Below are 11,883 nucleotides of genomic sequence, written 5' to 3'. Positions count from 1 at the left end.
ATAAGGACGAGGCGGCTTTTCCGACCTTCACGAGTTAAGCTGTGAGTAATGACGGCAGTACATCTCGGGTTTCCTCGCGTCCCCGGTACACGAGGTTCGTCCGGCGTGCCCTCGGCACCCCGCCCCGACCATCCGGGCTTGCTCGACCAGTTCGGCCGCGTGGCCACGGATCTGAGGGTCTCGCTCACGGACCGCTGCAACCTGCGCTGCACTTACTGCATGCCCGCCGAAGGCCTCGACTGGATGCCCGGCGAGCAGGTGCTCAGCGACGACGAGCTGGTGCGGCTCATGCGCATCGCCGTCGAGATGCTGGGTGTCACCGACATCCGCCTGACCGGTGGTGAGCCACTGCTGCGGCGGGGTCTCGAGGACATCGTGGCGCGCGTCACGGCGCTGCAGCCGCGCCCGCGGGTTTCCATGACCACCAACGGGATCGGGCTCGCGAAACGGGCGAAGGGCCTCGTCGAGGCCGGCCTCGACCGGATCAACGTGTCGCTCGACACCGTGGACCGCGCCCTGTTCGAGCAGATCACCCGCCGCGACCGGCTCTCCCACGTGCTGGCGGGCCTCGCGGCCGCGCGCGACGCGGGGCTGGCGCCAGTGAAGGTCAACTCCGTGCTGATGCGCGGGCTCAACGAACACGAGGCCGTGCCGCTGCTGCGGTTCTGCCTCGACGAGGGCTACCACCTGCGGTTCATCGAGCAGATGCCGCTCGACGCGCAGCACGGCTGGGACCGCGGCGAGATGATCACGGCCGAGGAGATCCTGCGGGTGCTGGGCGAGGAGTTCTCGCTGTCGCCGTTCCCGGCCGCCCGCGGCGGCGCGCCGGCCGAGCGGTGGCTGGTCGACGGCGGGCCCGGCGACGTGGGCGTGATCGCGTCCGTGACCAGGCCGTTCTGCGCCGCGTGCGAGCGCACCCGGCTCACGGCCGACGGCGCGGTGCGCTCCTGTCTCTTCTCCAACGACGAGACCGACCTGCGCGCCCTCGTGCGCGCGGGCGCGCGTGATGAAGAGGTGGCGGACGCGTGGCGGGCCACGATGTGGGGCAAGCTCGCGGGCCACGAGATCAACGAAGCCGGGTTCGCGCAGCCGATCCGGCCCATGAGTGCGATCGGCGGATGAGATGTCACCCCAGTCCCTCGAACCGATGACCGTGCTGGTCCGCTACTTCGCCTCCGCCCGCGCGGCGGCGGGAGTGGAAGAGGAGAAGCTGAAGCTTCCCGAGGGCTCGACCGTCGCGGACGCCGTTCACCTGGTGCGCGAGCTGCATCCGGGACCGCTGCCGCGCATTCTCGACGCGGCGAGCTTCCTGCTGAACGAGGTTGCCGTCCGTAATCAGAATCGCGCCCTCAGTGACGGAGCGCAACTCGACGTGCTCCCGCCCTTCGCCGGCGGCTGACCCTCGCGAGACCCCGGCAGACCCGGCTCAGGGGCTCACTGGACCCCCGAACCCGCCTGTCCGGCCAGTTGGTCCGGACCAACCCGAGTGGCGCTCAAGGCGCCGTGAGCGGCCATTCTTGTCAATACCTACTCTCCGGAGTAGTTCGCTCACGGCGTATTCCAGGACTCCTACAGAACCACTCGGCGTGCACTGGCGGACTTCGCACTGAGTGGTTTAAGGTGCCCGACTCAATGGCCGCACGAATGGACCGTTGACGCCTTATCGACGTGATCCAAGCCTCACGATCCGTGAAATATCTCAGGCAGAAAACGGGCAGATAACGGCCCTCTGACCTGCGAAAACATGCCGATCGTGAGAGGTTGCTTGCTGTTACTGTGACGTAGGTCACATGCCGAATAATTTCCGATCACGGCTCTCGTTACGTACCGTCGCTTTTCGGTTGGCCCCGACCGACCGAGCAAGACCGGGAATCCGTAGCGCCTAGCCCTGTCCAGCGGATCCCCGGACCCATACCCCGAGCGAAAGCATTTCCGGACAGGGACGAGGGGACGAAGACCGCGCGTCGTGCGCTGTCCGCGTCTGCCGCCCGGCAACGGGCGGACGGGTTCCCAACCCGGCCCTCAGCCTTCGGGCTCGTAGGCGCAGGAAAACCGAGAAGTGTTCTCATGTCTTACCGAGGCAAGCACCGCAAGATGTCCGCCGCCACCCGCACCATCGCCCGCGTCGCTGTCGCGGGGATCGCGGTCGGCGCGCCCATCGCGATCGCCGCGACCCCCGCGTCGGCGACCAACTGGGACGCTGTCGCGCAGTGCGAAAGCAGCGGCAACTGGAACACCAACACCGGCAACGGCTACTACGGCGGCCTGCAGTTCACGCAGAGCACCTGGAAGGCCTACGGCGGCACCGGCAGCGCGGCGAACGCTTCCCGTGAGCAGCAGATCGCCGTGGCCGAGCGCGTTCTCGCGGGCCAGGGCGGCGGCGCGTGGCCGAACTGCTACGGCAAGGGTGCCGGCGGCTCGACCGCGGCGCACAAGTCGACGAAGTCGACCAAGTCGACCTCGAAGTCGACCGCCAAGAAGTCGACCTCGAAGAAGAGCACGAGCGCCCCCAAGAAGGTCGCCGGCACCCCGGTCACCAGCGTGCCGAGCTCGAACCCGAACGGTGACTACACCGTCGTGTCCGGCGACAGCCTGTCGAAGATCGCCAAGCAGCTCAACGTTCAGGGTGGCTTCCAGAAGCTGCAGGCCCTGAACAAGGCCTACATCCCGAACCCCGACCTGATCCTGGTCGGTCAGAAGATCGCCACCAAGTGACTCCTGACCTCCTCGTGAGGTCGTGAAAGTCCCTTCAGGGCGCAGCGTTCGGTTGGCTGTGATCCGACGAAAGGGCCCCACCGCGAATTCCCCCGGCGGTGGGGCCCTTCGTGGGGTCTGGCGAACGGCGGCCCCGGCGGATCAGGGTGAGTTGACCCATTCGTCGGAGCCGTCGGTGAAGTGCTGGTGCTTCCAGATCGGGAGGCGGGCCTTCACCTCGTCGACGAGCTCCGCGCAGGCCGCGAAAGCCTGGCCGCGGTGTTCGGCGGCGACCGCGCACGCCAGCGCCACGTCGCCGATGGCGAGCGGGCCGACGCGGTGGCTCACGGCCACGGCGCGAACGCCCGTCCAGCCCGCGGCGAGCTCGGTGACGACCTGCGCGAGCACGTCGCCCGCGGTGGGGTGGCCTTCGTAGATGAGGTCACGCACGCCCTTGCCGCCGTCGTGGTCGCGCACCACCCCGCCGAAGGTGACGACGGCACCGGCCGCGTCGTCCTCCACGAGACGGGCGTGCTCGTCGACGGACAGCGGCTGGTCGCTGACCTCCGCGCGGAGGATGCGAACCGGAGGTGTGCTCGGCGTCTTGGCTTCGAGCGGATCCGCCGGCAGCGAGTCCGCGGCGATCGCGTCGGCGACGGAGGCGGAGTTCTCCGTGGACTCCGCGGCTTGGTCGGCGTTGGCCTGGTCTTCCGCGGCGGGCCGCGGGTGGTCACCACCGGCGAGCTGGTCCACGGCGTGGTCCAGGATTCCCTCCAGCACGCCCAATCCGTCCTTCACTCCGCCGCGCGAGCCCGGCAGGTTGACGACGAGCGTGCGGCCCGCGACACCGGCGAGGCCACGCGACAAGACAGCCGTCGGCACGTGCGGCAGGCCCGCGGAGCGGATCGCGTCCGCGACGCCCGGAAGTTCGTAGTCCAGCACTCCGCGCGTGACGTCCGGAGTGCGGTCGGTCGGCGAAATGCCCGTGCCGCCGGTGGTCAGGACCACCGCGACGCCCTCGGAAACCGCCGCACGCAAGGCGATTCCCACCGGTTCGCCGTCTTCGACGACCACCGGGTCGGGTACCGCGTAACCGCGCCCGGCGAGCCACTCCACGAGCACCGGGCCGGTTTTGTCCTCGTAGACGCCCTTCGCGGCCCGGTTGGACGCCACGATCACCCGTGCCTCGCTCATGACTGCCGCTCCCACGTGCCGGTCTTGCCGCCGTCCTTGCGGATCAGGCGGACGTTGTCGAGCGTCGCGGCCGGATCCACGGCCTTGATCATGTCGTGCAGTGTGAGCCCCGCGACCGCGACGGCCGTGAGGGCCTCCATCTCGACACCGGTGACGTCGGTGGTCTTCGCCGTCGCGCTGATGTGGACGGCGGTGGAGTCCAGTTCGAACTCCACCTTCACGCCGGACAACGCGATCTGGTGACACAGCGGGATCAGTTCCGGCACGCGCTTGGCGCCCATGATGCCGGCGATCCGGGCCGTCGCCAGTGCGTCGCCCTTCGGCAACCCGTTGGCGGACAACAGATCCACCACCTCGGCGGTGGTGTGCACCGTGCCGCCGGCGAGCGCCGTGCGCGCGGTCGCCGTCTTGCCGGAGACGTCGACCATCCGCGCGGCGCCGGTTTCGTCGACGTGGCTGAGTTCACTCACCCCAGGAGGCTATGCCAGCGGTGTCCCGGCCGACAAAAAGGCCCCGTCACCGCGGTTGGCGATGGCGGGGCCTTCCGGCGTCTCAGGAACTCAGCCGGCCGTGGCCTCCGCGCGCACGGCCGCCTTCACGGCTTCGGCGACGGCCGGGGCCACCGCGTTGTCGAACACGCTCGGCACGATGAACGACGCGTTGAGCCGGCTCTGGTCCACCACGTCGGCGATCGCGTCGGCGGCGGCGAGCAGCATGTTGTCGTCGATGTTGTGCGCCGCGGCGTCGAGCAGGCCGCGGAAGACGCCGGGGAACGCCAGCACGTTGTTGATCTGGTTCGGGAAGTCGCTGCGACCGGTGGCGACCACGGCGGCGTGCTGCTGCGCCTCGAGCGGGTCGATCTCCGGGTCCGGGTTGGCCAGTGCGAAGACCACGGCGTCCTTGTTCATCGTCGCCACCTGGTCGGCGCCGAAGAGGTTCGGGGCCGAGACGCCGATGAAGACGTCGGCGTTCACGAGGGCCTCGTGCAGCGTGCCGGCCTGCTTGTCCCGGTTGGTGTGGTTCGCGATCCAGGTCAGGTTGTCGTCGAGGTTGCCGCGGTCCGGGTGGACGATGCCATCGATGTCGGCGGCCACGATGTCACCCGGGTTCTTGCGCAGGAGCAGCCGGATGATGGCCGAGCCGGCCGCGCCGACGCCGCTGACCACGATCTTGCAGTCCTCGATCTCCTTGCCGACCACGCGCAGCGCGTTGCGCAGGGCCGCGACGACGACGATCGCGGTGCCGTGCTGGTCGTCGTGGAACACCGGGATGTCGAGCTGCTCACGCAGGCGCGCCTCGATCTCGAAGCAGCGCGGCGCGGCGATGTCCTCGAGGTTGATGCCCGCGTAGACCGGCGCGATCGCCTTGACGATCTTGATGATCTCCTCGGTGTCCTGCGTGTCCAGGCACACCGGCCACGCGTCGACGCCCGCGAACTTCTTGAACAGCGCCGCCTTGCCCTCCATCACGGGCAGCGCGGCGGCCGGGCCGATGTTGCCGAGGCCGAGCACGGCCGAGCCGTCCGTGACCACGGCCACGGTGTTGCGCTTGATGGTCAGGCGGCGCGCGTCCTCGGGGTTCGCGGCGATGGCCTGGCACACCCGGGCGACACCCGGGGTGTACGCGCGGGAGAGGTCGTCACGGTTGCGGAGCGCGACCTTGGGCGTGACCTCGATCTTGCCGCCGAGGTGGATCAGGAACGTCCGGTCGGAGACCTTGCGGACCTTCACGCCGGGCAGCGAGTCGAGTGCCTGGGTGATGTCCTGCGCGTGGTTCTCCGACAGCGCGTTGGCGCTGATGTCGACCACGATCGTGTCGGCGTGCGACTCGACGACGTCGAACGCCGTGAGCACCCCGCCGACGCGGCCGACGGCGGTGGTGAGGTCACCGGCGGCCGTGGAGGAAGCCGGGGCCTCGACCCGGACGGTGATCGAATACCCGGGACCGGGAACCGGCATGGCACTAACTCCCCGCTGGGAAACCTGTGGCTAGGACGCTTCGAACACTAGCCCCGTGACCGCCGCCACCCGACCCCAACCGGGTGACTGACCAGTAACTACGGTTGTTTCCCCAGAAGTGGGGAATCAGCGGTTGATTTCCGTCTCCGGGTGCACGTAGGGCACCGAGTCGAGCGGGAAGGTCAGGTCGCCGAACGGCGACAGCGCCCCCTGACGGTCGGACGCGAGCTCCGACACGGGGTGCTCACCGTCTTCCGCCGGCCAGGTGGGGTCGATGCCCTTTTTCCTGCCGTTCTCGCCCTTCGCCACAACGCCCTCCATCGACTGGTGCCGCCGGTTCGCCCACAGTCTGCCCGAACACCCCCGGCGCCCGCTCACCCGCCCGGTATCCTGGACGTCTATGCCCGCGACCTCTCTGGCGGACTGGCTGCGTGCGGAGTCCGACGACGCACTCGCCGACCTGCTGCGCACCCGTCGCGATCTGTCGACCCCGCCACCTTCCGACACCACCGTGCTGGCCACGCGCGCCGGCACGCCGGGCTCCGTCGCGCGCGCCTGCGAGGACCTCGACACGTTCACCCTGGCCGTCCTCGACGGCTTCCTCGTGGCGGGGGCGGACACTGCACCGGTTTCGCTGGCTGAGGTGGCCGCACTGGTCGGAACGGACATTTCGGGCTCGTTGACGCGGTTGCGGGCGCGGGCGCTTGTCTGGGGCGAGGACGACGAGCTGCGGGTGCCGCCCGCGGCCCGGGATGCGCTGGGGCCGTTCCCGGCGGGCCTCGGGGCGCCGTCGCCGGCGCTGGCTTCGACCGACTTGGCCGCACGGCTGGCCGAGGTCGGCGACGACGAGCGGAAGGTGCTGACGGCGCTGGCCGCGGGCCCGCCGATCGGGCGCACGCGCGACGCGAGCTTCGACGTCTCGCTGTCCGACGCGGCCACGCCCGTGCAGAAGCTGCTGGCGCGCTCGCTGCTGCTGCGGCGTGACGACCAGACGGTGGAGCTGCCGCGCGAGCTGGGTCTGCTGCTGCGCGGCGGGGTGGCGTTCGAGGCGGCCACACTGGTCGAGCCGGAGCTGCCCGTCCATCCACATCAGACGGACACTGTGGACTCCACCGCGGCCGGCGAGGCGATGGAGCTGTTGCGGCAGATGGAAACGCTGCTGCGTTCGTGGTCGGTCACGCCGCCACCCGTGCTCAAGTCCGGTGGGCTGGGTGTGCGGGAGCTGCGGAAGCTGGCGAAGGACCTGGAGACCGACGAGGCGCGCGCGTCGTTCGTCGCGGAGCTGGCCGTGGGCGCCGGTTTGGCGGCCGACAGCGAGGCGACGACACCGGAGTGGGTGCCGACCACGCTCACGGATTCGTGGCTCGCGTCGCCGACCGTGCAGCGCTGGATGACGCTCGCGCAGGCGTGGCTGGAGCTGCCTCGGCTGCCCGGGCTGGCCGGCGGGCGGGACGCGAAGGACAAGCCGATCGCGCCGTTGTCGGAGGACCTGCGCCGGCCGCTCGCGCCGGTTTCGCGGCGCCGGGTGCTCATTGCCTTGGGCGACTTGGCACCCGGGTCCGGGGTGAAGAGCGTGGACGAGCTGGTGGCCGTGCTCGCGTGGCGCGCGCCGCGGCGAGGCGGGCGGCTGCGCGACGAGACCGTGCGCTGGACGATGGCCGAGGCGTCGGCGCTGGGCCTGGTCGGCCTGGGCGCGCTGACCACCGCCACGCGGCTGCTGCTGGAGGACGACCGCCCCGGCGCCGTCGAGGCGATGCACGACGCCCTTCCCACGCCGGTCGACCACGTGCTGGTGCAGGCGGACCTCACGGTCGTCGCGCCGGGACCGCTCGAGCCCGAGCTGGCGACCGCCATGGCCGCCGTCGCCGACATCGAGTCGGCCGGGCACGCGACGGTCTACCGCGTCACCGAGACGACCGTGCGCCGCGCCCTCGACACCGGCCGCACGGCCGACGAGCTCCACGCGCTGTTCCGCGCCAAGTCCGCCACCCCCGTGCCGCAGGCGCTCACGTACTTGATCGACGACGTCGCCCGCCGCCACGGCCGCCTGCGCGGCGGGGCCGCCGGCTCGTTCCTTCGTTGTGACGACGAGGCCCTGCTGGCCGAGGTGCTCGCCCACCCCGTCGCCGCGGACTACGACCTCCGCATGATCGCACCGACGGTCCTGATCAGCCCCGTGCCGCTCGGCGAAGTCCTGGAAGCCTTGCGCAGTGCGGGTTTCGCACCCGCCGCCGAAGGCCCGGACGGCCGCGTCGTCGACATCCGCCCGTCCGGCCGACGGCTGCCCGCGCGCACGCGAGCGGCCCGCTCACGCCCCGGCGAGCAGGCCGTGCTCACCGACGACCAGGCCACGCGCATCGTCGCCAACCTCCGCGCCGGCGACGCGGCCACCGCCCGCCGCCGCGGCTCCGCCGTTCGCGCCCACTCCGGCGGGGGCGCCGACACGACGGCGACGCTCGAACTGCTCTCCCGCGCGACCCTCGAACGCCGCGAGGTGTGGATCGGCTTCGTCGACTCCCGCGGCACGGCCAGCCAGCGCGTCGTGCGTCCCGTACGCGTGGGCGGCGGCGTGCTGGAGGGAACGGATCACGAGCGGTATCCGTTGCACCGGATCACTTCGGCCGCGTTGGTGGAGGAGTAGGCCTTCACCAGGCATAGGCCTCCGGCGCCGGTTTCGCGCCGTTCGGACCCGGGGCCGGGAAGATCCGGTCCAGCTCGGCGAGGGTGTCCGCGTCCAGCTTCAGCTCGAGGGCGCGCAGTGAGCCGTCGAGGTGGGCTGCGGTGCGGGGGCCGATGACGGGACCCGTGACGCCGTCCTGGGCCAGCAGCCAGGCCAGGCCGACGTGGGCGGGGTCTTCGCCGAGGTCGGCGCAGAGCTTCTCGTACTCCGCGACGGAGTCGGCGTGGGCGGTGAGGCTGGCCGCCCACAGGCCGGTGCCGCTGCGGTCGGCGCTGCCGTCGCGTTGTTTGCGGAGCACCCCGCTGAGGATGCCGCCGTGGAGCGGGGACCAGGGGATGACGCCGAGGCCGTAGGCCCGGGCGGCGGGGAGCACTTCGAGCTCGGCCCAGCGCGACAGCAGGTTGTAGATCGACTGCTCGCTCACCAGGCCGAGGAAGTGCCGTGACGCCGCGGCCTCCTGCGCTTGGGCGAGGTGCCAGCCGGCGAAGTTGGACGAGCCGAAGTACAGCACTTTTCCTTGCTGGTGAAGGACTTCGAACGCCGACCAGATCTCGTCCCACGGCGTGGCGCGGTCGATGTGGTGCATCTGGTACAGGTCGACGTGGTCGGTGCGCAGCCGGCGCAGGGACGCGTCGATCGCGTGGCGGATGTGGCGCGCGGACAGGCCGCGGTCGTTCGGGCCGTCGCCGGTCGGCGAGAAGAGCTTCGTGGCCAGCACGGTCCGCTCACGCCGGTCGCCGCCGCGGGCGAACCAGCGGCCGAGGATCTCCTCGGTGCCGCCGGGCTGCTCGCCGTACGCGTTGGCGGTGTCGAAGAACGTGATGCCGTGCTCGTGCGCGCGGTCCATGAGGGCGTGACTGTCCTCTTCGGACGTTCGCGAGCCGAAGTTCATGGTCCCGAGGACGAGCCGCGAGACCGTGAGCCCACTGCGGCCAAGGCGGGTGTACTCCATGGCGATTACCTCCCAGGTGCGTCATCGACGTGCAGGTAAGCTACTACTTGCAACATAAATGACGCAACTAAGAGGAGAACGGGTACAGTGATGTAAAGTTTCGCCATGAGCACCCGACCCCTGCGCGCGGACGCCGAGCGGACGATGACCGCGATCCTCGAGGCGGCCGAGCAGACCTTCAGCCGCGATCCGGCCGCGACGATGGAGCAGGTCGCCGAGGCCGCCGGCGTCGCGCGGACGACCGTGCACCGGCGGTTCGCGACCAGGGAAGCTCTCGTCGACGCGCTGGCACTGTGGGCCACGCAGCGCTTCGCCTCCGCGGTGGACGCCGCGCACCCGGATGCCGTGCCGCCACTGGTGGCGCTGTACCAGGCGACGGCGAACGTCCTCGGCGTGAAGATCGGCTGGGGCTTCGCGATGAGCCAGGCGTCCTCGGCGAACCCCGAGGTCGCGCGGGTGCACGAGGAGGTGCGCGAAACTTGCGCGCGGCTGTTCCGGCGCGCGCAGGAAGCCGGCGTGCTGCGCGCGGACGTGGACCTGGACTGGACCCGCCGCGTCTACTACGCGCTCATCCACGAAGCCGCGCAGGACACGGACGCCAAGAGCCCCGACGCGCTCGCGACGATCGTCGTCGACACGCTGCTGCGCGGAGCCGGCACCGGCAGCGCCCTCTGACGGCTCAGAGGTTGCGCAGGCCCTGCAGCACGCGCTCCATGAAGTCGCGCGAGGAGCGGTCGCCCAGCACGAGTTCGGTCTGGTGGATGAGGACCAGGCCGATGTCGGCCATGTCGCCGACCAGGACCTTCACCACGCCGAGCGGCAGGTGGAGGTGGGCGGCGATCTCCGCGACCGAGCGGGTGTCCAGGCAGAGGTCGCAGATGCGGCGGTGCTCGATCGAGCGCACACCCCGGTAGCGGCGGCCGTCGTCGCTGGTGGAGACGAGGGCTTCGAGCGCGAGGTTGTGGTCGGAGCGCGTGCGGCCGCGGGTGCGGGCGTAGGGGCGGACGCGGGACTTGGCCGGTTTCGCCGCCGGAGTGCGGTCTTCGCGGGACCAGGCCTGCTCGGGCTCGGGTGAGTACGGCTCGGTCGGGTCCTGATCCTGGTGTGCCGCAACGGGTTCGGGAGCGTACTGCTGCGTGGCAGGCTCCGGCGCATACGAATCCTGCTGCGGCGCAACGGGTTCGGGCGCGCGGCGGCGGCCGGTGATGCGCTCCGGGGGCTCGGCGAGGCGGTGCTGGGCGTCGGCCGGCGGGAGGTAGCCGGTGTCGGCCGGCGTGGGCCGGTGCGGCCGGTCGCGGTCGGCGATGTCGACGGCGGCGCGGCGCTGGTCCTGGTGCGAAGGCGCTACGACAGCGTGGCGGCCGGTCGACTCGGCCGACTCGTAGGCAGGCGCTTCGAAGTAGCCCGAGGAGTACTCGTCGCCGGATGCGCGGTGGTGCTCGGCGTACGACTCCGGTGCGGCAGAACGGTTGTAGTCCGCCGGATAGCCGGCATCGGACGCAGGCAGCTGGTGGTGGCCGGAGGAGTACGGCTCGGCGTGCTGATAGCCCGGAGCGTAGGAATCCGGAGCGGGCGTCTGGTGGTAGCCGGAAGCAAAAGCCGCGTCGGAGACCGGAGCCTGGTCGTAGCCCGAGGAGTAAGCGGCGTCGGATACGGGAGCCTGGAAGTAGGCCGTGTCAGACGCCGGCGCCTCGTGGTAGCCCGGGGCCGCATCGGAGCCCGGCGCCTGGTGGTACTCCGTCGCATAGGCATCGGAAGCCGGTGCTTGGCGGTACCGCGTGGCATGAGCCGCATCGGAGGCGGGAGCCTGCTCGTAGCCCGTGGCGTAAGCGTCGGGAGCCGGTGTCCCGCGGTGGTAGTCGTCAGCGACAGGAGCTTGCTGGTAGCCCGAAGCGTAAGTCGCGTCCGAAGGAGCCGGTTCATAGCCGTAGGACTCCGGAACCCGCTGGTACCCCGAGGCGTAAGCAGCATCCTGCTCGTACCCCGCCGCGCTCTCAGGCTCCTCCACCGCGGCCAGGTGCCGCCGCTCCGGAGCCTGGTAGTACGCGGAGTCCTCCGGCACCTGCCGGTCCTCGTGCGTCAGGTACGACTCGGCGTCGTAGTAGCCCGAGGAAGTCCCGGTCTCCTGCCAGTACCCCGACTCCCCGTCCTCGACCCACTCGTACCCGTCATCGTCGTAGTACTCGGAAGACGACGAAGACTCGGGAGCAGCCGGAACCGGAGCAACGGGACGAACAGGTGCAGGCGGCGGCACCGCGGAAGCAGCCGGCCGCCGGTGCGGCAGCATCGTCTTCAGCGTGCTCAGCTCGAAATGGCTCGGCGAGTCCACGCCTTCACGATCGGTCCCCTTGTGCAGCGCGTCCCAAGCGCCCGTGTCTTGTTCGCCGAAGCCGGAGATCCTCATG

The 11,883-nt window shown here is 70.6% G+C and carries 11 protein-coding genes; 5 read left to right on the top strand and 6 right to left on the bottom strand.

Features of this window, described 5'->3' with window-relative positions; genetic code table 11:
* Positions 1-48 precede the first annotated feature (48 nt).
* The 3 genes from moaA to ACFY1H_RS27180 all read left to right on the top strand — a co-directional run bounded on the left by moaA (position 49) and on the right by ACFY1H_RS27180 (position 2,715).
* Positions 49-1,122 (top strand): GTP 3',8-cyclase MoaA, encoded by a 1,074-nt coding sequence (gene moaA, locus ACFY1H_RS27190; RefSeq protein WP_366582496.1) that lies wholly within the window; start codon positions 49-51, stop codon positions 1,120-1,122.
* Positions 1,123-1,147: 25 nt separating this feature from the next.
* Positions 1,148-1,399: a MoaD/ThiS family protein gene (locus ACFY1H_RS27185; RefSeq protein WP_386950858.1), complete on the top strand. Its 252-nt coding sequence runs from the start codon at positions 1,148-1,150 to the stop codon at positions 1,397-1,399.
* Between the two features lie 668 nt (positions 1,400-2,067).
* Complete coding sequence (locus ACFY1H_RS27180; protein ID WP_386950855.1) at positions 2,068-2,715, top strand: transglycosylase family protein; 648 nt, start codon at positions 2,068-2,070, stop codon at positions 2,713-2,715.
* 141 nt (positions 2,716-2,856) lie between these two features.
* On the opposite strand, the gene ACFY1H_RS27175 is transcribed toward ACFY1H_RS27180, so the two are convergent.
* From ACFY1H_RS27175 to ACFY1H_RS27160, 4 genes are all read right to left on the bottom strand, one after another.
* A complete protein-coding gene (locus tag ACFY1H_RS27175) occupies positions 2,857-3,888 on the bottom strand; it encodes a molybdenum cofactor biosynthesis protein MoaE (RefSeq protein ID WP_386950852.1) in 1,032 nt (343 codons plus the stop codon).
* Complete coding sequence (gene moaC, locus ACFY1H_RS27170) at positions 3,885-4,358, bottom strand: cyclic pyranopterin monophosphate synthase MoaC (RefSeq protein ID WP_366582493.1); 474 nt, start codon at positions 4,356-4,358, stop codon at positions 3,885-3,887. The genes ACFY1H_RS27175 and moaC overlap by 4 nt, the downstream gene beginning before the upstream one ends.
* A gap of 90 nt (positions 4,359-4,448) precedes the next feature.
* On the bottom strand, positions 4,449-5,846 hold the full coding sequence (locus tag ACFY1H_RS27165; RefSeq protein ID WP_285972095.1) for an NAD-dependent malic enzyme: 1,398 nt from the start codon (positions 5,844-5,846) through the stop codon (positions 4,449-4,451).
* A 126-nt stretch (positions 5,847-5,972) separates the two neighbouring features.
* Positions 5,973-6,155 (bottom strand): hypothetical protein, encoded by a 183-nt coding sequence (locus tag ACFY1H_RS27160; protein ID WP_220244626.1) that lies wholly within the window; start codon positions 6,153-6,155, stop codon positions 5,973-5,975.
* A gap of 91 nt (positions 6,156-6,246) precedes the next feature.
* Here ACFY1H_RS27160 and ACFY1H_RS27155 point away from each other — a divergent pair, with 91 nt between their 5' ends.
* Complete coding sequence (locus tag ACFY1H_RS27155) at positions 6,247-8,487, top strand: helicase-associated domain-containing protein (RefSeq protein WP_386950847.1); 2,241 nt, start codon at positions 6,247-6,249, stop codon at positions 8,485-8,487.
* 4 nt (positions 8,488-8,491) lie between these two features.
* Here ACFY1H_RS27155 and ACFY1H_RS27150 read toward each other — a convergent pair whose 3' ends face one another.
* Positions 8,492-9,478: an aldo/keto reductase gene (locus ACFY1H_RS27150; RefSeq protein WP_386950844.1), complete on the bottom strand. Its 987-nt coding sequence runs from the start codon at positions 9,476-9,478 to the stop codon at positions 8,492-8,494.
* Between the two features lie 105 nt (positions 9,479-9,583).
* On the opposite strand from ACFY1H_RS27150, the gene ACFY1H_RS27145 reads away from it, so the two are divergent.
* Positions 9,584-10,153 (top strand): helix-turn-helix domain-containing protein, encoded by a 570-nt coding sequence (locus ACFY1H_RS27145; protein ID WP_366582490.1) that lies wholly within the window; start codon positions 9,584-9,586, stop codon positions 10,151-10,153.
* Positions 10,154-10,157: 4 nt separating this feature from the next.
* Here ACFY1H_RS27145 and ACFY1H_RS27140 read toward each other — a convergent pair whose 3' ends face one another.
* Positions 10,158-11,882, bottom strand: a complete 1,725-nt coding sequence (locus tag ACFY1H_RS27140) for a DUF742 domain-containing protein (protein ID WP_386950840.1) — start codon at positions 11,880-11,882, stop codon at positions 10,158-10,160.
* Position 11,883 lies beyond the last annotated feature (1 nt).

Source organism: Amycolatopsis sp. NPDC001319 (assembly GCF_042896185.1).
Lineage (GTDB): Bacteria > Actinomycetota > Actinomycetes > Mycobacteriales > Pseudonocardiaceae > Amycolatopsis.
This window is presented reverse-complemented; position numbering and strand designations above follow the sequence as displayed.

Excerpts from the sequence above, each read along its gene's own strand:
- moaA (WP_366582496.1), top strand. The coding sequence starts at position 49 with ATGACGGCAGTACATCTCGGGTTTCCTCGCGTCCCCGGTACACGAGGT.
- ACFY1H_RS27185 (WP_386950858.1), top strand. The coding sequence starts at position 1,148 with ATGACCGTGCTGGTCCGCTACTTCGCCTCCGCCCGCGCGGCGGCGGGA.
- ACFY1H_RS27180 (WP_386950855.1), top strand. The coding sequence starts at position 2,068 with ATGTCTTACCGAGGCAAGCACCGCAAGATGTCCGCCGCCACCCGCACC.
- ACFY1H_RS27175 (WP_386950852.1), bottom strand. The coding sequence starts at position 3,888 with ATGAGCGAGGCACGGGTGATCGTGGCGTCCAACCGGGCCGCGAAGGGC.
- ACFY1H_RS27165 (WP_285972095.1), bottom strand. The coding sequence starts at position 5,846 with ATGCCGGTTCCCGGTCCCGGGTATTCGATCACCGTCCGGGTCGAGGCC.
- ACFY1H_RS27155 (WP_386950847.1), top strand. The coding sequence starts at position 6,247 with ATGCCCGCGACCTCTCTGGCGGACTGGCTGCGTGCGGAGTCCGACGAC.
- ACFY1H_RS27150 (WP_386950844.1), bottom strand. The coding sequence starts at position 9,478 with ATGGAGTACACCCGCCTTGGCCGCAGTGGGCTCACGGTCTCGCGGCTC.
- ACFY1H_RS27145 (WP_366582490.1), top strand. The coding sequence starts at position 9,584 with ATGAGCACCCGACCCCTGCGCGCGGACGCCGAGCGGACGATGACCGCG.
- ACFY1H_RS27140 (WP_386950840.1), bottom strand. The coding sequence starts at position 11,882 with ATGAGGATCTCCGGCTTCGGCGAACAAGACACGGGCGCTTGGGACGCG.